General features: G+C 44.6%; 20 protein-coding genes and 1 pseudogene. 14 read left to right on the top strand and 7 right to left on the bottom strand.

Annotation, left to right across the window (positions count from 1 at the left end; genetic code table 11):
* Window positions 1-13 precede the first annotated feature (13 nt).
* On the top strand, window positions 14-874 hold the full coding sequence (locus tag FTV14_RS03430; RefSeq protein ID WP_180053341.1) for an alpha/beta fold hydrolase: 861 nt from the start codon (window positions 14-16) through the stop codon (window positions 872-874).
* Window positions 875-1,250: 376 nt separating this feature from the next.
* Here FTV14_RS03430 and hcaR read toward each other — a convergent pair whose 3' ends face one another.
* Window positions 1,251-2,159, bottom strand: a complete 909-nt coding sequence (gene hcaR, locus FTV14_RS03435; protein WP_159123907.1) for a DNA-binding transcriptional regulator HcaR — start codon at window positions 2,157-2,159, stop codon at window positions 1,251-1,253.
* Between the two features lie 280 nt (window positions 2,160-2,439).
* On the opposite strand from hcaR, the gene hcaE reads away from it, so the two are divergent.
* The 7 genes from hcaE (at window position 2,440) to FTV14_RS03470 (ending at window position 8,939) form a co-directional block, all read left to right on the top strand.
* Window positions 2,440-3,807 carry a 3-phenylpropionate/cinnamic acid dioxygenase subunit alpha gene (gene hcaE / locus FTV14_RS03440; protein ID WP_004781815.1) on the top strand — a complete coding sequence of 456 codons (1,368 nt, stop codon included), beginning with the start codon at window positions 2,440-2,442 and terminating at the stop codon, window positions 3,805-3,807.
* On the top strand, window positions 3,804-4,322 hold the full coding sequence (gene hcaF / locus FTV14_RS03445; RefSeq protein WP_004781816.1) for a 3-phenylpropionate/cinnamic acid dioxygenase subunit beta: 519 nt from the start codon (window positions 3,804-3,806) through the stop codon (window positions 4,320-4,322). Before hcaE ends, hcaF begins: the two co-directional genes overlap by 4 nt.
* Window positions 4,322-4,648: a 3-phenylpropionate/cinnamic acid dioxygenase ferredoxin subunit gene (gene hcaC / locus FTV14_RS03450; protein WP_004781817.1), complete on the top strand. Its 327-nt coding sequence runs from the start codon at window positions 4,322-4,324 to the stop codon at window positions 4,646-4,648. The genes hcaF and hcaC overlap by 1 nt, the downstream gene beginning before the upstream one ends.
* A gap of 2 nt (window positions 4,649-4,650) precedes the next feature.
* Window positions 4,651-5,466, top strand: coding sequence for a 3-phenylpropionate-dihydrodiol/cinnamic acid-dihydrodiol dehydrogenase (gene hcaB / locus FTV14_RS03455; RefSeq protein ID WP_004781818.1), 816 nt, complete (start codon window positions 4,651-4,653; stop codon window positions 5,464-5,466).
* Window positions 5,467-5,533: 67 nt separating this feature from the next.
* Window positions 5,534-6,499, top strand: a complete 966-nt coding sequence (locus FTV14_RS03460) for a 3-carboxyethylcatechol 2,3-dioxygenase (RefSeq protein WP_004781819.1) — start codon at window positions 5,534-5,536, stop codon at window positions 6,497-6,499.
* A 4-nt stretch (window positions 6,500-6,503) separates the two neighbouring features.
* On the top strand, window positions 6,504-7,733 hold the full coding sequence (gene hcaD / locus FTV14_RS03465) for a 3-phenylpropionate/cinnamic acid dioxygenase ferredoxin--NAD(+) reductase subunit (protein WP_180053342.1): 1,230 nt from the start codon (window positions 6,504-6,506) through the stop codon (window positions 7,731-7,733).
* A gap of 297 nt (window positions 7,734-8,030) precedes the next feature.
* Window positions 8,031-8,939 (top strand): DMT family transporter, encoded by a 909-nt coding sequence (locus FTV14_RS03470; protein ID WP_125279397.1) that lies wholly within the window; start codon window positions 8,031-8,033, stop codon window positions 8,937-8,939.
* A 53-nt stretch (window positions 8,940-8,992) separates the two neighbouring features.
* On the opposite strand, the gene FTV14_RS03475 is transcribed toward FTV14_RS03470, so the two are convergent.
* Window positions 8,993-9,430 (bottom strand): GNAT family N-acetyltransferase, encoded by a 438-nt coding sequence (locus tag FTV14_RS03475; protein WP_180053343.1) that lies wholly within the window; start codon window positions 9,428-9,430, stop codon window positions 8,993-8,995.
* A gap of 131 nt (window positions 9,431-9,561) precedes the next feature.
* Between FTV14_RS03475 and FTV14_RS03480 the strand changes: the two genes are divergently transcribed.
* From FTV14_RS03480 to FTV14_RS03490, 3 genes and pseudogenes are all read left to right on the top strand, one after another.
* A complete protein-coding gene (locus FTV14_RS03480; RefSeq protein WP_179992837.1) occupies window positions 9,562-10,500 on the top strand; it encodes a cation diffusion facilitator family transporter in 939 nt (312 codons plus the stop codon).
* A gap of 411 nt (window positions 10,501-10,911) precedes the next feature.
* Window positions 10,912-11,967 (top strand): MBL fold metallo-hydrolase, encoded by a 1,056-nt coding sequence (locus tag FTV14_RS03485; protein ID WP_159123646.1) that lies wholly within the window; start codon window positions 10,912-10,914, stop codon window positions 11,965-11,967.
* Window positions 11,968-12,051: 84 nt separating this feature from the next.
* A pseudogene (locus FTV14_RS03490) lies at window positions 12,052-12,171 on the top strand (catalase-peroxidase 2); the annotation flags it as partial.
* Window positions 12,172-12,315: 144 nt separating this feature from the next.
* Here FTV14_RS03490 and FTV14_RS03495 read toward each other — a convergent pair.
* Entirely contained in the window at window positions 12,316-13,836 is a 1,521-nt protein-coding gene (locus FTV14_RS03495; RefSeq protein WP_004781832.1) for a catalase, read from the bottom strand.
* A gap of 627 nt (window positions 13,837-14,463) precedes the next feature.
* Here FTV14_RS03495 and FTV14_RS03500 point away from each other — a divergent pair.
* The gene (locus FTV14_RS03500) at window positions 14,464-14,640 is read left to right on the top strand and encodes a hypothetical protein (RefSeq protein ID WP_171431270.1); all 177 of its coding nucleotides are present in this window, start codon (window positions 14,464-14,466) and stop codon (window positions 14,638-14,640) included.
* Here the strand turns inward: FTV14_RS03500 and FTV14_RS03505 are convergent.
* The 3 genes from FTV14_RS03505 to FTV14_RS03515 all read right to left on the bottom strand — a co-directional run bounded on the left by FTV14_RS03505 (window position 14,637) and on the right by FTV14_RS03515 (window position 18,051).
* On the bottom strand, window positions 14,637-15,137 hold the full coding sequence (locus FTV14_RS03505) for a hypothetical protein (protein WP_166138117.1): 501 nt from the start codon (window positions 15,135-15,137) through the stop codon (window positions 14,637-14,639). The two genes, FTV14_RS03500 and FTV14_RS03505, sit on opposite strands and share 4 nt — an antisense overlap.
* 42 nt (window positions 15,138-15,179) lie before the next feature.
* Window positions 15,180-17,477 carry a phosphoenolpyruvate--protein phosphotransferase gene (gene ptsP / locus FTV14_RS03510; protein ID WP_034702391.1) on the bottom strand — a complete coding sequence of 766 codons (2,298 nt, stop codon included), beginning with the start codon at window positions 17,475-17,477 and terminating at the stop codon, window positions 15,180-15,182.
* A gap of 91 nt (window positions 17,478-17,568) precedes the next feature.
* Window positions 17,569-18,051: an RNA pyrophosphohydrolase gene (locus tag FTV14_RS03515; RefSeq protein ID WP_004781838.1), complete on the bottom strand. Its 483-nt coding sequence runs from the start codon at window positions 18,049-18,051 to the stop codon at window positions 17,569-17,571.
* A 182-nt stretch (window positions 18,052-18,233) separates the two neighbouring features.
* On the opposite strand from FTV14_RS03515, the gene FTV14_RS03520 reads away from it, so the two are divergent.
* Together FTV14_RS03520 and FTV14_RS03525 are read left to right on the top strand one after the other, a co-directional pair.
* Window positions 18,234-18,884: an HAD family phosphatase gene (locus FTV14_RS03520; protein ID WP_180053344.1), complete on the top strand. Its 651-nt coding sequence runs from the start codon at window positions 18,234-18,236 to the stop codon at window positions 18,882-18,884.
* A 156-nt stretch (window positions 18,885-19,040) separates the two neighbouring features.
* Window positions 19,041-19,292 carry a DUF2789 domain-containing protein gene (locus FTV14_RS03525; protein ID WP_005232362.1) on the top strand — a complete coding sequence of 84 codons (252 nt, stop codon included), beginning with the start codon at window positions 19,041-19,043 and terminating at the stop codon, window positions 19,290-19,292.
* A 43-nt stretch (window positions 19,293-19,335) separates the two neighbouring features.
* On the opposite strand, the gene ovoA is transcribed toward FTV14_RS03525, so the two are convergent.
* Complete coding sequence (gene ovoA, locus FTV14_RS03530; protein ID WP_373688474.1) at window positions 19,336-21,522, bottom strand: 5-histidylcysteine sulfoxide synthase; 2,187 nt, start codon at window positions 21,520-21,522, stop codon at window positions 19,336-19,338.
* Between the last annotated feature and the right edge of the window lie 147 nt (window positions 21,523-21,669).

Raw genomic sequence — 21,669 nt, forward strand, 5'->3', positions numbered from 1 at the left:
ACGAGGAATCAACATGAGCACTGTTCAAATCCCTGATTATAAAACAGATCCATTCTTTGGCTTAGAAGACAAATGGATTGAAACTGCAGAAGGTGAGTTGACTCACTACCACGAAATTGGTGAAGGTACACCAATTCTATTCCTTCATGGTTCTGGTACTGGCGTATCTGCTGCTGCAAACTGGTGGTTGAACCTGCCTGCAATTGGTGAGCAAGCACGTTGTATCGCAATTGACACGATTGGTTATGGTCAAACTGTTGTGGCCCCTGGTACTGCTTATGGTATCCGTGCTTGGGTAGACCATGCAGTGCGTACACTGGATGCGCTGGGTATTGAGAAAACCTGGTTGGTAGGTAACTCTTTAGGTGGTTGGCTAGCATTCCAGCTGGCACTGGATTATCCAGAGCGCGTGCTTGGTATCATCTCTATGGGTACTGGCGGTGCAAAACAGACTGCTGCATTGAAAGCACATGCAAACCCTGTTCTGACTGAAGAAGGCATCAAGAAAACCCTGTCTATGTTCGTCGTGAACAAAGACCTGATCACTGATGAACTGGTAAAAGTACGTTTTGACTCTGCGAAAAATGACTATGCATCTGACCGTTTAATGGATGTGGTTGGCGCACGTGACCGTGACCGTTTCGAATTCCCATTAGACTTCGAAAAAATGAAAGACATTACTGTACCAGTACTATTGATTCACGGTACTCAGGACGTGGTGATTCCAGTGTCTCGTACCTGGGATATCCTGAACATCGTGCCAAATGCTGATGCACACATCTTCAGTCAATGTGGTCACTGGTCTCAAGTTGAAAAATCAGATGAGTTCAACACTGTGATCAAAAACTACCTGGCTGTACACGGTGTAAAATAAGTCGTAAACAGTTTAGAAAAAGGATGGCTTCGGTCATCCTTTTTTCTTTCTAAAATATTTGATTTACTGCTGCCAAATGAGTGTCATTTCATTCAGTGAATTTTTTGAATGTTTTTAATGCCTTTTAGCTATTAATCAGAATTTCAAAAATTAAAATGGGCCTTAGACTTCTTATTAGACTTAAGTTGTAAAAGAAGCCTAATTTGAGCAAAAATTAAACCTAATAAGCCATGGTCGGAGATGTTGGAAGCCAAGCTAGATGTGGTCTGTCATAGGAAAAATGAATATAAAATGAAATTTTGATCAGAAAAAATAAAAACAAAAAAGCACACGTATTCTCAGAGGAAATTACGTGTGCTGCTATAAAAATAGAAAATTAATGTGGTTCGTCGCGGTTAATGTCTAGGTAGAATACGCGAGTCAGGAGTTCCAGGAACTTCTTCACTGCGACTGAATTACTATCCTTGCGATAGCTAACATAAAGATCTAAAAAGGGAAGTTCTACATCCAGCGGGCGGATTACAGTATTGTTCATGGTCAATGGTGCGATATAGCCTGGCAGGATGGCACAGCCCAAGCCCATTCCAATCGAGTTGATATTGAACAGAATATTATCGGCCTTTTGCACAATATTAAGCTCAATGCCATTGGTCTTGGCAAATTCCATAATCGTATTGTGCAGGGTGAGTGACTGTTCTGCAGATGGAATAATAAAATCTATACCATTCAGTAATTTAACTGGAATACGGTCGTATTTCGCTAAAGGATGATCCTTCGGCAAAATGAAGATCAATGGCTCACGAATCACAAACTGGCTTTCAATTTCATCACTATGGAAATTGTGACGGGTAAAGGTCAGATCCAGTTCGCCTTTCTTCAATAATCGCATTTGCTCATTATTGTTCAGACTGAGCAATTCAATTTTTAAATCAGGGTTTTGCACGCGCAGATTCGGCAGGATATACGGGAAGATTTTCATCTCTGCGACAGGGACGAAACCGATGCGTAGCATCTGCTGCTTGGCCTGTGAGACCTGACGGGCCATGGCAATCGCCTTATCGGCTTGTGCCAGCGTCAGGCGGGCCTGTTCAAGGAATACAGCACCTTCTTCGGTCAGTTCGACTTTACGCTTGGTACGGTGTAGCAGTTTGACACCGACATCTTCTTCCAAATCTTTGATTTGCTGACTAAGTGATGGCTGAGCCGTGTAAAGTTTGAGTGCTGCCTTACTGAAGTTGAGTTCTTCAGCCACAGTAATGAAGTAGCGGAGGTGTCGTAATTCCATATCATCAGCCCGTCGAGTAATCCAAAAAATGTCTTACTATAATTTCAGAAGAGTATAATCTATAAACAACTATGTCGTGAAGATTATTTTGTCATTTAGAAAGTAAATGCTTTGGAGGGATTGATTAGTGTTTTAATATAAAAATACACGCCTAGAATAATTGCTTAAAACTATTAATTGAAACAAAAAAAATATTTCCCCAAAACCGCCCTAAAATCCATCATCGTTGAAAAGTTGAGTCTATTACTTTGTGCCATAACTGGTCACAGGAGAGCTTTTCATGAGTGGAAAAATTGATGTGCGCGAAATCGACGCTTTAGTCGATGCACAAAATGGACGTATCACGCCATCTATCTATACAGATCCTGACATTTACGAATTAGAACTTGAACGTGTCTTCGGTCGTACATGGTTATTCCTTTGCCATGAAAGCCAAATTCCTAAGGCTGGCGATTTCTTCAATACCTACATGGGTGAAGATCCAATCATCGTGGCACGCCAAAAAGATGGCTCAATCAAAGCATTCTTAAACCAATGCCGTCACCGTTCTATGCGCGTAAGCTTCGCAGACTGTGGTAATACACGTGCGTTCACTTGCCCATACCACGGCTGGTCATACGGTATTGATGGTTCTCTAAAAGACATCCCGCTTGAAGATCGTGCTTACCCACATGGTGCATGTAAAGAGCAATGGGGTCTGGTAGAAGTTAACCGTGTTAAATCATACAAAGGCCTGATTTTCGGATGCTGGGATGAAACGACTCCAGATCTAGAAGAATACATGGGCGATATCGCTTGGTACCTGGACGGCGTTGTAGATCGTCGTGAAGGCGGTACTGTGATTGTGGGTGGTGTACACAAATGGGAAATCGAGTGTAACTGGAAATTTGCAGCTGAACAGTTCGCATCTGACCAATATCACGCGTTGTTCTCTCACGCATCTGCAATTCAGGTGCTTGGTGCGAAACCAGACGACGAATCTTCTAAGAAATTAGGTGCTGCACAAACTGCTCGTCCAGTTTGGGAAACTGCGAAAGACGCGATCCAATACGGTTCACGTGGTCACGGTTCAGGCTTCTTCTTCACAGAGAAACCAGATGCAAACGTATGGGTTGACGGTGAAGTAGCGAACTACTTCCGTGAAACTTACGAAGAAGTGAAAGAACGCCTAGGTGAAACTCGTGCGCTTCGTTTAGCGGGTCACAACACCATGTTCCCTACATTGTCTTGGTTGAACGGTACTGCGACTCTTCGTGTATGGCACCCACGTGGTCCAAACAAAACTGAAGTTTGGGCATTCTGTATCTGTGATGCGGACGCGCCAGAAGATGTACAAGCAGCATTTGAACGTTCTGCAACTCGTGCCTTCGGTCCTGCAGGCTTCCTGGAGCAAGATGACTCTGAAAACTGGATCGAAATCCAAAAAGTTTTACGTGGTTACAAAGCGCGTCAAAACAAACTCATTATGGAAATGGGTAAAGGTAACGAGAAAGTACGTGAAGATGGTATCCCGGGTATCACTAACTATATTTTCTCTGAAACTGCAGCACGTGGTATGTACCGCCGTTGGGCAGATTTATTGATTCATGAAAAATGGGAAGACGTTGAAGCTGCGGCTGACGAATATGAGAAGGAGCTTATGAAATGAGTCAAATCAGTTTAGAACTTCATCACCAAATTAGTCAGTTCCTGTATCAAGAAGCCAAGCTTCTTGATGACTGGAAATTCCGCGAGTGGTTAGACACGCTAGCTGAAGATATTTCTTACACGCTACGTACTACACCAAACGCTCAAACGCGTGACCGTCGTCGTTCAGTTGAACCACCTACTACCTGGGTATTCAACGATACGAAAGATCTTCTGGAACGTCGTGTTGCACGTCTGGAAACTGGTATGGCTTGGGCTGAAGAGCCTCCATCACGTACCACTCACATGGTGAGCAACGTGATTGTTGAGCCAACTGAAGTTGAAGGCGAATACGATGTGTACGTGACATACCTACTGTACCGTACCCAGAAAGAGAAAGACGTTACGATTTACTGTGGTAAACGTCATGACAAGATCCGCAAAGTTGAAGGCGGCCTGGGCTTCCAGATCTTCAACCGTAAGATCACGCTTGACCAAGTTACCTATAACTCACATAACCTGAGTGTGTTCTTCTAATGAATAAGATTTTTGTTTGCCAAGTTGACGAATTAGACGAAGGCGAAGCGTTAAAAGTGGATTGCGGCGTAAACGGTATCGAAGCGCTTGCAGTATTCAACAACGGTGGCGAATTCTTCGCAATGAACGACCGCTGTTCACACGGTAATGCTTCTATGTCTGAAGGCTACCTTGAAGACGACGGTACAGTGGAATGTCCACTTCATGCAGCTCGTTTCTGTTTGAAAACAGGTCAGGCACTTTGCTTACCAGCAACTGACCCAATTCAAACATTCCCAGTTGTACTTGAAGATGGTGCGTTATACGTAGAGATGGCAGGAGAGTAATCATGGGTTGGCTACAAGGCGAAGTTGCACTGATCACTGGTGGTGGTTCAGGTCTCGGTTGGGCACTGGTAGAACGTTTCCTGGAAGAGGGCGCACAAGTGGCCGTTCTTCAACGTTCACAGTCTAAAGTCGATGCACTGAACGCACATTTTGGTGACCGCGTGCTGGCAATCGCAGGTGATGTGGCCAGCTATGAAGATAACGTCCGCGCTGTTAAAGCGACTGTAGAGCGTTACGGTAAACTCGACTGTTTCGTGGGTAATGCCGGTATCTGGGATCACTATGCCGATATCGTCAATACTTCAGGTGAGCAGCTGGAAAAAGCCTTTGATGAGATTATGGGGATTAATACCAAATCTCTGATTTTAGGCGCGAAAGCTGCACTGGATGAGCTCGTGAAATCTGAAGGTTCGATCATTTTCACACTGTCAAATTCTGCACTTTATTCTGCAGGTGGCGGTCCAGTTTACACAGCATCGAAACATGCCGGTGTAGGCATTATGAAAGAACTGGCTTATGAACTTGCACCTAAAGTCCGAGTCAATGCCGTTGCGCCATCAGGTATGAATGTGAATATCAAAGGTGCTGCATCTTTGGGTCAGGAAAATCTTGGCCTGCTCGATGCACGTGATCCTGAGAAAATCGCCCGTGGCATGCCACTGAATTTCTTACCTGAGCCGGAAGATATGACAGGTTCATATGTGCTCTTGGCATCTCGTCAAAATAACCGTCCTTTGACTGGCGTTCTGATCAATGCAGAATGCGGTCTGGGTATTCGCGGCTTACGTCAGCCACGTGCCGGTTTCTTTGACGAATAAAAATCTAGTCTGAAATGGACTTTTCGGCAGCCTGTTCTAAGGCTGCCTTCCTTTTAAGGAGTCTCTCATGGCCGTTAAACTTATTTGTGCATCGCACAGTCCTTTAATGGAATTTGCTTCACCGCAGGAAAAACGCAAAGAACAGGCTGTTCGTGAAGCGTTTGAAAAACTGTCTGCTGAAGTAAAAGCTTACGACCCAACCCTGATCATTACCTTTGGTCCTGACCATTTCAATGGTTTCTTCTATGACCTGATGCCAAGCTTCTGTGTGGGCATTCGCGCGACGGCTGCAGGTGACTGGGACTATGGTAAAGACAATGCACACATTGATGTACCAGAAGACAAAGCACTGGGCTTAGTGCGTCGTGTACTCGATGAGGGCGTGGACGTTGCGTATTCTTACCGTATGCAAGCTGACCATGGTGTGACTCAGCCATTGCACTTCCTGTGCGACGGCAAACTTGATCGTTATCCAACGATTCCAATTTTCATTAATGGCGCTGCAGCACCGATGCCAACTACGAAGCGTACCATCGCTTTAGGCCGTGCTGTAGGTCAGTTCATCAAATCTCTGAACCTTGAAAATGAGCGTGTACTTGTCCTAGGTACAGGTGGTCTGTCACACGATCCACCAACTCCGCAAATGGGTTCTGTACCACCAGAAGTGGAAGAGTTCCTGATTGCAGGTCGTAACCCGACACCTGAAGCACGTAACGCGCGTCAGTCAAAAATTATTGCAGTGGGCCAGAAACTGGCAGCGGGCGACACCTCTGTTGCAGTTCCTCTGAATGCTGAATGGGATATCGCATTGCTTGAAAAATTCAAGAATGCCGACTTCGCTGCACTAGAAGCCATGACTGAAGCTGAAATCCGCCGTGATGGTGGCCGTGGTGGTCAGGAAGTCCGTTCGTGGATGGCGGCATTTGCTGCTTTAAGCGAAATGGGCGAGTACGAAATGACAACGCACTGTTATGAAGAAATCAGTGAATGGATTGCGGGCTTCGGCATCGTATCTGCAGAGTTAAAAGGTTAAAGACATGAGCAACATCGAAACCATCGTAATTGTAGGTGCTGGCCAGGCAGGTGCAAGCGCGATTTTAGAACTTCGTGGCAACAAATACGAAGGTAAAATCATTCTGATCGGTGATGAAACGCATCTTCCTTATGAGCGTCCACCACTGTCTAAAGACGTGATTCTAAAACCTGAAGAGACCAAGATTGAAATCCTGTCAGAAGAAAAACTGGCGGAACTTGGTGTAGAAACCATTCGTGGCAATGGCGTGAAAAAAATCAACGCTGAAGCGAAAACGGTTGAACTTCAAAATGGTGACGTTGTTGCTTATGACAAACTGTTGCTTGCTACAGGCGGCGCAGCTCGTCGTCTGCCGAACTTCGATGCGCTGGGTAAACATGTTTATACGCTACGTAACCTAGAAGATTCACAAGCACTGGTTCCAGTATTGCAATCAGGCCGTCGTATTGTCCTGATTGGTGGTGGCGTGATCGGTCTGGAACTGGCTTCTTCAGCACGTTTCAAAGAGTGTCAGGTAACTGTGATCGAAATGGGTCCTATGGTGATGGGTCGCTGTTCACCTCGTATCCTGAGCGAATTCCTGCTTGAGCAACATCGTCAAAATGGTGTGGATGTACGTCTTGAAACCAAGATTGCAGATTGCCGTTTAGAGGGTGAAGAAGTTGTCGTGACGCTTGAAGGTGGCGAAGAGCTTCGTGCTGATGCCGTAGTTTACGGTATCGGTATCGTGCCTAATGCACAGCTTGCAGTAGATGCAGGTCTGGACGTTGATGTTGCGATCAAAGTCAATGAAAACTGCCAGACTTCAAATGCTGATATTTATGCAGCGGGTGACGTGGCAACTCAACTTCGTGAAGATGGTCAGCACCGTCGTGTAGAAACTTGGGAAAATGCCAACCTTCAAGCAGGCATCTTTGCGCGCCATGTGATGGGCGTTGAGCATCCGACTCCAAATCCAGCATGGTTCTGGACAGATCAGTTGGACATCAACTACCAGTTCGTGGGTGACATGGCTGCTGCTGAATGGCAAGTTCGCGGTGAAATCAATCCAGAGCTTCGCGCTGAATCATCATTCGTGATGTTTGGTGTGACTGATGGCGTTATTGTTGGCGGTATTACTGTAAATGCGGCAAAAGAAATGCGTCACCTGAAAAAGCTGATCAGCAAGAATGCAGCGTTTGAAGCAGACAAATATTTAGATCTCAGCCAGGATCTTCGTAAACTTGTGAAATAACTTTGTTTTATTGATAAGTTTACAAAAGGGCAGACCTTGGGCAACTTGGGTCTGCTTTTTTATGTCTGTCAGATTGTGCTGTCATGACCTCACATTCTATTGTGATTTGAAATGGCTTTGTGTAGGTTTGGCTTACTTTTCAAAGATGAAAAGTAATAAAAATCTTTTGCTAAACTGAGGATATATCCCTATATCCCAGTTTAGCGGCGGCATCCCTGCCGCCATCAGTATTGTCGATTGTGGATTTGAACGAGAAGTTAGTTCAATTCTTTCTAAAAAAATTTAATTGAGTCTTTTATGAATTCAAATTCATCTCCCATGCTGGTGACGGCAAGTATTTATGCCTTGCTGGTGCTGATCTGGGCAGCAACGCCACTGGCGATTGTCTGGAGCGTGCAGGAAGTGCACCCGATGTGGGTGCTGATCATCCGTTATTTCGGCGCTTCTCTGCTGGCGCTGGCGATCTTGGCTGCCATGCGTAATCCATTGCCATTTGATCGAACCTCCATGATGAGCTATGTAGCAGGTAGCCTGAACTTGATCGGCGCGCAGTTATTTATCTATCTGGCGGCGAATTATTTGACCTCTGGCTTAATGGCCTTAATTTTCGGTTTCTCACCACTGGTTGCAGGTCTGATCGGGCATGTCATCCTGAAAACCAACCGTCTGATCTGGCTGCAATGGCTCGGTATGGCAGTTGCCGTCGGTGGTTTAAGTTTTGTCTTTGCGGAGTCAGCAGATAGTAAAGTGAATCCGTGGGGTGTGGTGCTAATGCTGATTAGCATGGTGTCTTATATCAGCTCGATTTTCTGGGTGAAGCAGATCAATGCACCGTTAAAACCAATGTCACAAGCAACGGGTTCTTTGATTGTTTCCTCATTGGGATCATTACTAATCATTCCTTTTATCTGGCAATCTTTCCCAACACAAATGCCAAGTATGCAGGCGCTATTCGGCTTTGGTTTTACCATGATCCTGTCTTCGATTGTGGCGATGCTGTGTTACTTCTGGCTGATTCGCCGTCTGGCTGCATCCACCGTATCCCTCAGCAATGTGATGACGCCAATCATTGCCCTGATTCTCGGTGCAACCCTGAATAACGAAGTGATCAGCAGTCATGCCTTTGCCGGAATTGCCGTGGTGATGTTCGGGATCGTGATGTACTTCTGGAAAGAATGGCGCGAGCAGTATTTTTCTAAATCTTAAAATAGATTGTTCAAGTTAAATTCAGACCTAAAAGGAAGCTTTGGCTTCCTTTTTTATTTTTGCAGTTTTAGATGCAGAATTGGGTAGGGATTACCTTCAGCATCGGTTTCTGAACGGCTGATCATCTCGAAACCATGTTTTAAATAGAAAGCAGTCGCATCAGGATTCTGCTCATTCACATCGACTTCAGTCACACCTAGAGCAAGAGCATGTTGTAATAACTGGCTGCCTATGCCTTTTCTAAATGCCGCAGGAGAGACAAACAGCATTTCCAGTTTGTTGCCTGCAATGCCCATAAAACCCAGAATCTGCTGCCGATGTTCCACATGGAACAATTGCACGTGGGTGAAATAATTATGATCAATAATCTGCTGACGGATCTTTAGGATCTGCGCGTCATTCAGGAAATGATGCGTAGCACGGACGGATTGTTCCCACAATTCTAGGAGCTGAGGATGCCGATCGGCAGAAGTATGGACAATTACAGGCATGAAGATTCCGATTAAAAATGAGAACAACAAAACAATAAACAATTTATCGCAGCAGTTTATTAAGATGCAAAGAGATAAAATGAAAAATCAAATAGATCCATCTGTTTGAGGAAAAACTAGGACAACTTTGAATGTCATCTGAATCTAATAAAATTGTGGTCTATGCAGCATTATTTGGCAACCTGGCTATTGCGCTGGTGAAGTTTATTGCGGCCTATATCACCAATAGTTCTGCGATGCTGAGTGAAGCGATTCACTCGGTGGTTGATACCCTGAATGAAATTCTGTTGCTGTACGGCATGAAAAAGGCAGAGCAGCGCCCAGATGCCCACCATCCTTTTGGCTATGGTCGTGAACTGTACTTCTGGGCCTTTATCGTGGCCTTGATGGTCTTTGCTCTAGGTGCCATTGTGTCGATCTATCAGGGCATCCAGCACATTATTCATCCTGAAGAAATGCAGGATCCGATGATCAACTATATTGTGCTGGGTATTGCGATTCTGTGTGAAGGATTCTCCTGGACAGTGGCTTTAAGAACCTTCCGTAAAATGAAAGGGAAGATGGGCTATTTCGAAGCCTTTAGACGGAGTAAAGATCCGACCACCTTTACCGTATTATTTGAAGATACTGCTGCGCTAGTAGGTCTTTTTATTGCCCTGATCGGGATTTTCCTGGCTCATCAACTGAATATTCCTGAGCTGGATGGTGCTGCCTCTATTCTAATTGGTGTCGTGTTGGCGGTATCGGCCTGGTTACTGGCACGTGAAACCAAAGGCCTATTGCTGGGTGAAACAGCAGATCCTAGACTGCGTGAAAATGTGCTTAACATTGCCCAGCAGGATGCTGCGGTCTATAGTGCCAATGGGGTACTGACTGAGCAGATGGGCGCGCATCAGGTGATTGCCTCCTTAAGTCTGGAATTCAAAGACGATCTCACTTCTGATGAGATCGAAGCGTGCGTTAACCGGATTGAAGCGCAGATCAAACAGCTACACCCGGAAATTATTACTCTGTTTGTGAAACCTCAAACCAAAGCGGTATGGCTGGAACGAACCCAAGGTCGTATTTGAGGAAGTGAAGATTTCAGCAGATAACTTTCGTCGGATAGTCAGAAGGGCATCAAGCGTGATTACATGAATACGGGATAAAAATTTAGGTCATGAAATCATGTACAGTCAGGTACGGAGTGAGAATTATCGGATGAATATCGATCATTCTCCTGTCTTTTTAGAAAGAAGAATGGACACAAACTTGATCTCGAGTATTCATTTTTTTAGAAGCTTTTCATCGGTTTTAGTCTTTCCATGGGCTCGATGTTTTGCTAAAAATAACAAAAACATAAATGAATCTTAGGCACGTATTTCATACTATGCTGAAATACCGAAGTATATAAGTTTGTATGCGATTTAAAGAGATGCTCCGTTTGAAAATTCCAGGTGGATGCTGTCTTGCATATAACAAATAATAAATAGTGGATATTTATGCAAGATCTTTTCAAGACTAAAAAATTTCAGCTTGAGACTGAGTCCAGTTGGAAACATCTCTGGTCCAAGCCGGTATTTGATTATCTACATTCCGATCATTTTGATGGTGAGCGGTTTAAGAATCTGGAGCATCATTCGCTCGAGCAGAGTCGCTTTGACTTGTATAAATGGTTATTCACCAGAAAATCCAGCACCTGGGAAGTGAATCTGGAACAGGAACGTGCCGAGTTTTTTTCACGTCCGCGTGCCTTGCCACAAAATCGGCCGGAAGCCACTTTAGATGACTGGCAAATCTGGTTTATTGGGCATGCCACCGCTCTGATCCAGATCGGGCCGTATAATTTTCTGACTGATCCGGTCTGGTGTGAATATGCCAGTCCTTCTGCATCCCGAGGGCCACAGCGCGTCATTCCTGCTGGCATTGCCCTGGATGAGCTGCCGCATATTGATGCCGTATTGCTCAGCCATAACCATTATGATCATATGGATCTGGCGACCTTGGCCTGGCTGCATCAGACCTATCAAATGCCGATCTATACCGGCCTTGGTAATGGCTGGTACCTGCCTAAAGACTATAATGTCATTGAAATGGACTGGTGGGAAAATGCATTTTTTGAAGATATCCAGATTGTCTATTCGCCAGCACAGCACGCTTCAGGACGTGGAATGCGTGACCAGAACTGCGCATTATGGGGCGGTTTTTCCTTATTGAATGGCAAGGATCATTGCTATTTTGCCGGGGATAGCGGCTATGCGCCGCATTTCAAGGAAATTCGCAAACGCTTGGGGCCACCACGAATTGCGCTGTTACCGATCGGTGCCTATGAACCACGTGAACTGATGCGCAATATTCATATGAATCCGGAAGATGCTTTTCATGCCCATCAGGACTTAATGGCACGTTGCTCAATGGCGATCCATTATCGGACCTTCCAGCTCACTGATGAAGCACGTGACCAGCCTGAAAATGAACTGCAGCATATTATTCAGCATTCATCCAAGCTGATTAACCCGTTTTACTGTATTCGTGAGGGCAAACGGATTATTGTCTAAGGGCTTAAGATCACTCCTGTATAACGATTGAGTCGTTAGCTAGCATATAGAGTAGCTCTCATTTGTATAGGATTAAATCCTATGCTGAAGGGTACAGGTGCCAATCGTGGTGGAAACAAGCATGGCATACTGACTGATCGGGTGGGTATGTTGAGCAATGATTTCTTCGTGAATCTGATGGATATGAAAAAGATCTGGGTACCGGTAGAAGAACCTTTTTGAAATCCGTGACCGTCAAACACATGACCTGAAATGAACTGCAATTCATATTCCTAATGCTTTAATTTAACACCAATAAAAAAACCACCCTCGGGTGGTTTTTTATTCGCTCAGTTCAAGCTAAAAAACTTAGAGAAAGCTTGGTAGGCCTTTAGCTGGATCAGTTGCTCGAGCCATCTGGGCATCAGCTACGCTCATCCCAAGAGCTTGAGCAATACCTTCACCATAGGCGGGATCACAGGCATAACAGTTACGGATATGACGGTACTTGATGAAATCAAGCGCATCACCCATTGCGGCTGCGGTATTATTAAATAGAGCCTGTTTCTGCTCATCATTCATCAGGTTGAACAGGGCACGTGGCTGGCTGAAGTAGTCATTATCATCTTTGCGATAATCCCAGAAATCTGCATCACCCGTGATTTTGAGGGGGGGCTCTCTGAATTCTGGCTGTTCCTGCCACTGGCTGAAACTGTTCGGCTCATAATGCGGCAATGAACCATAGTTGCCATCCATACGGCCCAAACCATCACGGTGATTTGAATGTACCGGGCAACGTGCGGCATTGACCGGAATCTGGGCATGATTCACACCTACACGGTAACGCGCTGCATCAGCATAATTGACCAAACGTGCCTGTAGCATGCGATCCGGTGAATAGCTGATACCTGGTACCAGATTGCTTGGCGCAAAAGCGGCTTGTTCTACGTCCTGGAAATAGTTTTCCGGATTACGGTTGAGTTCGAATTCACCTACTTCAATTAGTGGATAATCACCTTTCGGCCAGACTTTGGTCAGGTCAAACGGATGATAAGGCACTTTCTCGGCATCTGTTTCAGGCATGATCTGAACGTACATTTTCCATTTCGGATAATCGCCACGTTCAATCGCATCAAACAGGTCGGTTTGACTGCTTTCACGGTCTTTAGCAATCAACTCTGCTGCCTCAGCATCAGTCAGATTCTTGATACCTTGCTGGGTACGCATATGGAATTTTACCCAAAAGCGTTCATTTTGGGCATTGATAAAACTGTAGGTATGACTGCCGAAACCGTGCATATGACGGTAACCAGCCGGAATCCCACGATCGGACATTACGATGGTAACTTGATGTAGTGCTTCCGGCAATAAAGTCCAGAAATCCCAGTTATTGGTGGCGCTACGTTTATTGGTTTTCGGATCACGTTTTACTGCTTTGTTTAAGTCAGGAAATTTACGTGGATCACGCAGGAAGAATACCGGTGTATTGTTACCGACTAGGTCCCAGTTCCCTTCTTCGGTATAGAATTTCAGGGCAAAACCACGAATGTCACGTTCTGCATCAGCTGCACCGCGTTCACCGGCGACGGTCGAAAAACGGGCAAAGAGTTCGGTTTTTTTACCGACTTCCGAGAAAATTTTTGCACGGGTATATTCAGTAATGTCATTGGTTACGGTAAAGGTACCAAATGCACCTGAACCTTTTGCGTGCATACGGCGCTCAGGAATCACTTCACGAACAAAGTTAGCCAGTTTTTCATTCAGCCATAAATCTTGGGCCAGCAATGGGCCACGGCTACCTGCCGTCATACTGTTCTGGTTGTCGACTACAGGTGCGCCAGCTTCAGTAGTCAGATGGGTGACAGGGCACTTTTTCATATCTTGGCTCATATTTCTCTCCAAGCGTTGAGAATTTTATTCGTTATTCCAGCATTCAAAAAAATCATCTATAAGCGCAGGAATAACATTAGGGGCTTTATTTCCAACAGATTTTTAATTAAGTGAGTTGTTGAATTGGGTGTTTTGGCAATAAGTTTGGTTTTTCTGTAACTTCAGAAAATACTGCCTAAATGAATAAAAATTAAGTCATTGAAAATAAACAATCTAATTTGAACATAAGATATTTCTAGAAATGTGACAATGTTAAAATATGCAAATTTTTCACTCAGTTTAAAATGATTAAGTAAGAAAATCAGAATTTAAGATGTCTTCTCTAAGTCAGAAAAACATTTCAATATTTCTTTTATTTTTTTATAAATTATTGCGTAAGCCATTAATTATATAAATATTTTTAAAATAGCTAGATTTGAAATTAAAATATAAAGATTAAACAGGCAGCTAAAACATTATTATCTTGCTCACAATTTTCTGATTTTTACAGCAAGAATATCTACCAAATTATCTATTTTCTGGAAAATATTTAAGTTCTGATCTGCTTGAAAATTGGCCAGTCGCCCCTATAATTATTTCACATCCCGAGCGGATCATTTCCTTAGCCCAAATTAAACAGAGAGCAAGATGGCAAAGAAAAAAACTGTAGAGGCAGTCATGCCAAACTTCGTGGCCAAACATATGCATGAAGTCAATAAAAGCCAGGTTTTTGTAGACCGGAAGAAAAATGCAAAACGTGGTTATACCAAACACAAACAAGGGCGATATCAACAAGATGATCGCCCTTTTTTATGGGCAGCTTAGGGCGGCCAGGAAGACGTAGATCTGCTTTGGACAGGAGCTGACTTTAAGGGATTCTGGAGGGTATAGTGAAAAGATGAATTTCTTTTCGAAGAATGCGGTGAAGTCCGCCGGGTGGTTGAAGAAGCTTCTTCGGGAAACATATTTTGAAAAAAACGGGGCAGGGTCGCAGAACTCGAAGATCTATTTGGATCAGCATCAGCCATAGGCCGGGTTTGCTGAAAACTGGCAAATTTTCCTAGCTGTTGCCGATACAGTTTTGCGGCAATGACCGATGGATCATTCTTGCCTAAACGCCGTTGCTGGGTACGAGAAATTTCAATTCCCCATAAGGGACAGGCTTTAGGACGTTCAGTTTCACGGATATACTGATGACTGGTACTTGTGTTATTACGACCACGAGAAGATGTATATCTGGATTTTTGCGAACGTAAGGCCGGTGCAACAATAATAAAATAAAACGCTGCAGCCAGCATAAGCAGGATAAGCACAAATTCCATAAGTACCTCGACAGATGCAGAGGAACCTGGAAAAGTTCCTCCTTAAGCGCTGACCATACGGGTGGTGGATTTCACCATATCTCCTAAACCATGTGTTCTAAAATAATGCTCCATCCAGCTTTTTACCATGAGTGGATTGTCCAGTTTTAGTACATGTTTGAGTAATTCCTGTGCATCAGGCATCGGTACATGACAAATCGTTTTTCGGACTCTCAAAATATTGCTAGAACTCATGGACAGGGTATTGAATCCCATGGCCATTAATAGTACGGCCGATAGAGGATCACCGGCCATTTCACCACAGATACTGATCGGTTTGTTATTACGGTGACAATCCTCTACCAGACGGGTCAGGGCACGCAGGATCGCTGGATGTAAGTGTGAATAGACATTGGCCACACGTGGATTATTCCGGTCTACAGCAAGTAAATATTGGGTCAAATCGTTAGAACCGACCGAGAAGAAATCGACCAGTTCAGAAAATTCATCAATCTGATGCAGTACGCTTGGTACTTCGACCATAATTCCGATTTGCGGTTTGGTAATTTTGACCTGCTCTTCTTCCTGAACGGCATAATGATCACGCTCTAACAGATACAGTGCTTCTTCAACTTCACTGACACTGGTCACCATCGGCAACAGGATATGCAGATTGTTCAGACCGATACTGGCTTTTAGCATGGCGCGAATCTGAGAAGAGAAGATTTCAGGATGATCCAGGGTAAAGCGGATACCGCGCCAGCCCAATGCTGAATTTTCTTCCTCAATCGAGAAATATGGCAGGTCTTTATCTGCACCAATATCCAGCGTTCGCATGACTACCGGTTTATTGGCAAAGTGACTGAGCTGTTGCCGGTAAATGGCACGTTGTTCCTCTTCACCCGGGAATCGGTCACGTAGCATGAACGGGATTTCAGAGCGGTACAGGCCGACACCCTTGGCACCGCGTTGTACACCACGAACCACGTCAATCATCAGGCCGGTATTTACAAACAGGCGTACAGCGGTACCATCTGGCGTAATTGCATCTTTGGTCTCGTATTGACGTAGATCTTTGGCAATCTGTTCTTCTTCTTTCTGAATTTCTTTATAGCGGGTACGCAGACGACGTGGTGGATTGATAAAGATACGGCCCTGATGCGCATCGACAATCATCTCGACGTCATCCAGGGTATTGATTGGCAGTTCAGTCACACCCACGACAGTCGGAATACCGAGTGCGCGTGCCACAATCACCATGTGCGAATTCATGGCACCTTCAGTGGTGACAATCGCGGCAATCTTATCGACAGGCAGTTCCACCAGCGCAGCCGTTGAAATTTCTTCACCAATCAGGATACTTTCATCTGTCAGTTCGCGATGGCTTTCATCGGCTTCCTGCAACTTGGCCAGAATACGACGTCCCAGATCTTTTAGATCAGCGACACGTTCACGCAGGTAATCATCCTCCATCTGGGCAAACTGTGCCACATGGTTATCAATCACGATGCGAACCGCACCTTGTGCCCAGTGACCATCACGAATCAGTGCTTTAATCTCCGATGGTAGGGCATTTTCATCCAGCATACGCAGGAACACACTGAACAAAGCACGTTCTTCGGCCATCAGCGCATCCTGCATCTTGTCATCCAGGAACTGAATTTCTTCACGTACCGAATTTAAGGCATTATCCAGCAAAGCCAGTTCTTCGCTAATATCATCCGCTTCACGATCCGGAACAGCGCCCAGATCTGCAGGTGGATAAAGCACAATGGCACGGCCGAGTGCAATACCGCCAGAACCCGATACGCCCTGGAAGGTTTTATATGCCGGTAAATTATTTGGCTTGCGGAATACATCAATATTGCCGACTGCATGGGCGTGAGCGATTACGCCCGAAAGCTGGGCACATAGCGTAACCAGGAACGATTCAGCCGCTTCACTAAAATCCTGGGATTCTTTATTTTGGACCACCAGTACGCCCATGACCTTACGGCGGTACATGACCGGAACGCCCAGAAAGGAATTATAAATTTCTTCACCCGTTTCCGGTAAATACAGGAAACGATCATGCTTAGGGGCATTGTCGAGGTTAACGATTTCCTCACGCTGACCCACCAGACCAACCAGACCTTCACCGGTATGTAGAGACACATGACCGACAGCTTCAGGCTTCAGGCCTTTAGATGCCATCAACAGATAGCGCTGGTTGCGTTCATCGAGCAGATAAATGGAGCAGACATCCACATGCATGGCCTCAGCGACCTGATTGACCATAATATCGAGTGATTCATGCAAACTGGCAGACGCATTAATCTCTTGGACAATGCGTCTCAGGGTATCCAGTTGCATATTCGACATGGGAGCTGCTCCGTATTTTTTTAGAAGTCCGGTAATTTAGTTTATTTATAACAATAGCCGAGCAAAAAATCTGCACATGCACGCGATTTTTTTAAGGTTTTTGTTGTGGTAATTGCTGACAGAGTTCAATCATGGCCTTGCGATAAACATCGCGTTTAAAATTCACCACTTGGCCTAATGGATACCAGTAACTGACCCATTGCCATTGATCAAATTCGGGCGGATCGGACAGATCAAGTTGAATGTTCTGTACGGGCGCCGTCAGTTTGAGTAAAAACCACTTCTGTTTTTGACCGATACATACCGGATCTGAATCCGTGCGAATGTATCGATACGGCAAACGATAACGCAACCATCCTTTGGTCTGCGCGATAATCTGGACGTGTTCAGGCAGTAAGCCAACTTCTTCTCTCAGCTCACGATAAAGTGCCTGCTCAGGGGTTTCTCCATATTGGATACCTCCTTGTGGAAATTGCCATGCATTATGACCAATGCGTTTTGCCCATAAAACCTGTCCAGCATCGTTTGCCAAAATGATCCCGACATTCGGTCGGAAACCTTCTGAGTCGATCATTTGGCTACCTAAAATTGTTTAATTTATGCCTTTGCTTTCGGGGAATATTATTTCTTTATCCAACTCGAAAAAAAGCAAAGTTTAAAAATGTTAAAATTGCTATGATCTTAACGAATTTCTATCGACTAGCGGAGATAGATTTACAATTTTTTTCTTAAATTTCAGTTTTTACGAGTATTTTCATGAAATTGGCGCTATTTGATCTCGATCACACCCTGTTAAACACCGATTCGGATCATTCCTGGGGGGAATTCCTGGTCAATGAAGGCCTGGTGGATCCTGTTCATCACCGCGCCATGAATGACAAGTTCTATGAGGACTATAAAAAGGGTCAACTGGATCCTTATGCCTATAATGAATTTGTATTCCAGTTTTTGACCCAACATGACCATGATTATCTGACCGAATTACATCAACTTTTCATGCAAAAAGTCATTCGCCCACAGATGCGTCCGGAAGGTTTTAAGGCCATTCAGTGCCATAAAGATGCGGGACATGAAATTGTTGGTATTACTGCAACCTCGGACTTTATTACCGCACCGATCTTCCGTGAGTTTGGGATTACTGAAATTATTGCCACCAATGCTGAAGTCATTGACGGTAAATATACCGGTAAGGTGACCAATATCGCCTGCTATCAGCAAGGCAAATTGACCCGTCTGAATCAATGGTTGGCTGGTCGTGGCGTGACCGAGTCTTGGGCCTATTCAGATTCAATCAATGACCGTTTTCTGCTGGAATATGCCGATCATGCCATTGCCGTAAATCCGGATGAGCGTCTGGAAGCACTGGCCAAAGAACAGGGCTGGGAAATTCAGGACTGGTCGATTTAAGCAGTTCTTTTGATTTAATCAGGCACAACTTCGGTTGTGCTTTTTTATAAGCAGAATAGGGTACTTTTTGACATGCCCGTTGCTGAATAAACATGCTATGCTCAGAATAAATAAAGCAAGTCGACAATAACGATAGCAAGCGCTGAGGTAATGAAAATGACCCAAGTTAGACCGCGTATGACTCATCTATTTGCACAGTTAGGTCTGGATTCGAGTGCAGAAGGGATTGCCCAATTTATTCATGAGCATCAATTACCCAAAGATGTGAACCTGATGGAGGCGCCGTATTGGTCAGATGCACAGCGCCAGTTCCTGGCTGAAAAAATTGCTTCAGATGGAGAATGGGCCATTGTGGTGGATCAGCTCAATGAATCTCTGCATGAGGATGCCACTAGCGGAATTGAGTAGTGAACAAAAAGCCAATCAACTGATTGGCTTTTTCATTTTGGAATTATCGTACCCTTTTCCATAAAGTTATTTGGGACAGGGTATGTTGATATTTACGCGCTGTTTCTCGGATCACAAAAGGCACATCCACAGGTTCGTCCAGCATTTCAAAATGTGGACTTAGCAAAGCTTTGATACCCTCTAAGGTACTCAGGTTTTCTCCCGCCTGCTTAAATCCGCCGATCCATTCACTGCGTGCTGTATGTTCTTCCAGCCAGGTATAAGGCGAGGCTAGCATCAGGATTCCGCCCATATTCAGCCGATTATGAATCTCACTTAGAAAAGCTTTAGGATGATGCAGGCGATCAATCAGGTTAGCTGCCAGAATAAAATCATAATCTTTAAGCTGCGGTTTCAGGTTGCAGGCATCGCCCTGATAAAACTCGACCTTATTGGCAACCTGTTCAAGTCCAAGTTCTGCCAGTGAGCAGGATTTATATTCCACCAGTTCACCTTCAACAGGAATGCTATAGCGCAGGGTCTCTCCTTGCGCCAGCACCACACCTTGCTGAATAAAACGGGCTGAAAAGTCTAAACCTGTGACCTGATCAAAATCTTGGGCCAGTTCAAAGCTGGCGCGTCCGGTGGCACAACCGATATCCAGTGCTTTATGACACGGAATGTTTTGAAAATAAGAACGAGCCAATTGAATCAGGCTTTGGGCAAAGTTTGGAACACCGAAATATTCCGCCCCATACTGGAATTCCAGATATTGGGAAATCAGCTGATCACTTTCATATTGCGAGTGAAACTGCGGTGATGTCTCTTCCGCGGCAACATAGCGAAAACCGGCATGCTGGAAAAAATGTCGCCGGAACGCATAGCGTGAACTGTGCAGGGCTTCATTACCGGCTGAAATCCAGGAACCGCCTTTAATCAGATGATGTTGGCCATCAAAGGTTGGGGTACTAAAATCATCATAGAAAGGATGGACTTGAAAGCCTTCGAAAGGATAAATCGGGGTCTCGGTCCATTGCCAGACATTGCCCTGAACATCATAAAAATCGCCATGCTGAAAATGATCCACCGGAAAAGAGTTAGGGCCATATTTTAATTCAATATTGGCTTGCTCAGGACTTGGTAATTTTGGATCCAGTCCTGAAACTGCATACAATCGATACCATTCATCCTCAGTGGGCAGACGAATGGATTCTCCGGTCTGTGCTGATTTCCAGTTACAGAAAGCTTTGGCTTCATGATAATTCACTTCGACTGGCCAGTCCCAAGGCATTGGAACTTCTTCCAGCATCAGTCTTAAGGACCAACCCAGTTCCGTTTTGACCCAGAAGGTAGGATGTGTGGCTTGAGAAAATGCTAACCATTGCTGGCCCTCTTCAGTCCAGTAGTCAGCTGTCTGATAACCTTCTGCTTCAACAAAGGCTAAAAACTCCTGATTGGATACCAGATATTTAGAGGCTTCGAATTCTGCAATTTCGGCATGATGGTGGCCGTATTCATTGTCCCAGCCATAAAAAGCATGTTCGAAATTTTTATGTAAATTGACCTGACCTGCCGGTACCTTTACCAGACTATTTTCAGGCGCAATACCGGTAATGACATTGGCACGCCACTGCGGATGATTCTGTACATAACGTAACTGATGCTGGCGAATTAAAACTGAAGAGGTTTCCAGATGAATCCGTTCATGCTCAATGCCCATGATGATGGTCCACCAGGGATTGTGCCAGTTCAGTGGAAGTTGTAGCGGCGCATGTTCTATCACTTTCAAGACCAGGGCACGCACCTGATGCCGGTAATCACGTACCGCCTGAATGCTAGGCCAGTGATAGTTCTGTTCATCCAGATCATCCCAGCTCATTTCATCTACACCAATCGCGAAGATACTTTCCAGATGCGGATTTAAACGTTCCGGGATCAGTTGAGCCAGCAACAGCTTATTGATAAAAAAAGTGGCAGTATGACCAAAATAAAAGATCAGTGGATGACGTAAGGCAATCGGTTTGTCATAAAAGGCTTCTTCATTTTTCAGACAGTCAAACAGTTGCTCATAGGTGTCAAAGGTATTTAGAAAATAATCACGTAATACGGCACGCGCTGTCGGTTCATCTTCAAAATCAAGGTTGGGAGTCGGGTGTAGCGTTGGTTTAAGCGGTTTCCATAAACTCATTTCTTCGAGCAGGTCATGAGAAGAAGATAATAAAGTTTTGGAATCAGAAGATTTGATCTGCATTCTGTGCTTCCTTGAATACGTTTTAATTTTTCATCTTCAGGAAAATGAATTTGATACTTTTAAAAGTACTTGAAAGGAAGCAACTGATGCGATGTATTTAGGTAACAAAATGCTGCATCGATATCGATGCAGCAGAGAAATGTGAAA

Source organism: Acinetobacter sp. YH12236 (genome assembly GCF_013417645.1).
Taxonomy (GTDB): domain Bacteria; phylum Pseudomonadota; class Gammaproteobacteria; order Pseudomonadales; family Moraxellaceae; genus Acinetobacter.

What these genes read in the sequence shown, in the direction of transcription:
- FTV14_RS03430 (WP_180053341.1), top strand. Translation starts at nt 14, where the DNA reads ATGAGCACTGTTCAAATCCCTGATTATAAAACAGATCCATTCTTTGGC.
- hcaR (WP_159123907.1), bottom strand. Translation starts at nt 2,159, where the DNA reads ATGGAATTACGACACCTCCGCTACTTCATTACTGTGGCTGAAGAACTC.
- hcaE (WP_004781815.1), top strand. Translation starts at nt 2,440, where the DNA reads ATGAGTGGAAAAATTGATGTGCGCGAAATCGACGCTTTAGTCGATGCA.
- hcaF (WP_004781816.1), top strand. Translation starts at nt 3,804, where the DNA reads ATGAGTCAAATCAGTTTAGAACTTCATCACCAAATTAGTCAGTTCCTG.
- hcaC (WP_004781817.1), top strand. Translation starts at nt 4,322, where the DNA reads ATGAATAAGATTTTTGTTTGCCAAGTTGACGAATTAGACGAAGGCGAA.
- hcaB (WP_004781818.1), top strand. Translation starts at nt 4,651, where the DNA reads ATGGGTTGGCTACAAGGCGAAGTTGCACTGATCACTGGTGGTGGTTCA.
- FTV14_RS03460 (WP_004781819.1), top strand. Translation starts at nt 5,534, where the DNA reads ATGGCCGTTAAACTTATTTGTGCATCGCACAGTCCTTTAATGGAATTT.
- hcaD (WP_180053342.1), top strand. Translation starts at nt 6,504, where the DNA reads ATGAGCAACATCGAAACCATCGTAATTGTAGGTGCTGGCCAGGCAGGT.
- FTV14_RS03470 (WP_125279397.1), top strand. Translation starts at nt 8,031, where the DNA reads ATGAATTCAAATTCATCTCCCATGCTGGTGACGGCAAGTATTTATGCC.
- FTV14_RS03475 (WP_180053343.1), bottom strand. Translation starts at nt 9,430, where the DNA reads ATGCCTGTAATTGTCCATACTTCTGCCGATCGGCATCCTCAGCTCCTA.
- FTV14_RS03480 (WP_179992837.1), top strand. Translation starts at nt 9,562, where the DNA reads ATGTCATCTGAATCTAATAAAATTGTGGTCTATGCAGCATTATTTGGC.
- FTV14_RS03485 (WP_159123646.1), top strand. Translation starts at nt 10,912, where the DNA reads ATGCAAGATCTTTTCAAGACTAAAAAATTTCAGCTTGAGACTGAGTCC.
- FTV14_RS03495 (WP_004781832.1), bottom strand. Translation starts at nt 13,836, where the DNA reads ATGAGCCAAGATATGAAAAAGTGCCCTGTCACCCATCTGACTACTGAA.
- FTV14_RS03500 (WP_171431270.1), top strand. Translation starts at nt 14,464, where the DNA reads ATGGCAAAGAAAAAAACTGTAGAGGCAGTCATGCCAAACTTCGTGGCC.
- FTV14_RS03505 (WP_166138117.1), bottom strand. Translation starts at nt 15,137, where the DNA reads ATGGAATTTGTGCTTATCCTGCTTATGCTGGCTGCAGCGTTTTATTTT.
- ptsP (WP_034702391.1), bottom strand. Translation starts at nt 17,477, where the DNA reads ATGTCGAATATGCAACTGGATACCCTGAGACGCATTGTCCAAGAGATT.
- FTV14_RS03515 (WP_004781838.1), bottom strand. Translation starts at nt 18,051, where the DNA reads ATGATCGACTCAGAAGGTTTCCGACCGAATGTCGGGATCATTTTGGCA.
- FTV14_RS03520 (WP_180053344.1), top strand. Translation starts at nt 18,234, where the DNA reads ATGAAATTGGCGCTATTTGATCTCGATCACACCCTGTTAAACACCGAT.
- FTV14_RS03525 (WP_005232362.1), top strand. Translation starts at nt 19,041, where the DNA reads ATGACCCAAGTTAGACCGCGTATGACTCATCTATTTGCACAGTTAGGT.
- ovoA (WP_373688474.1), bottom strand. Translation starts at nt 21,522, where the DNA reads ATGCAGATCAAATCTTCTGATTCCAAAACTTTATTATCTTCTTCTCAT.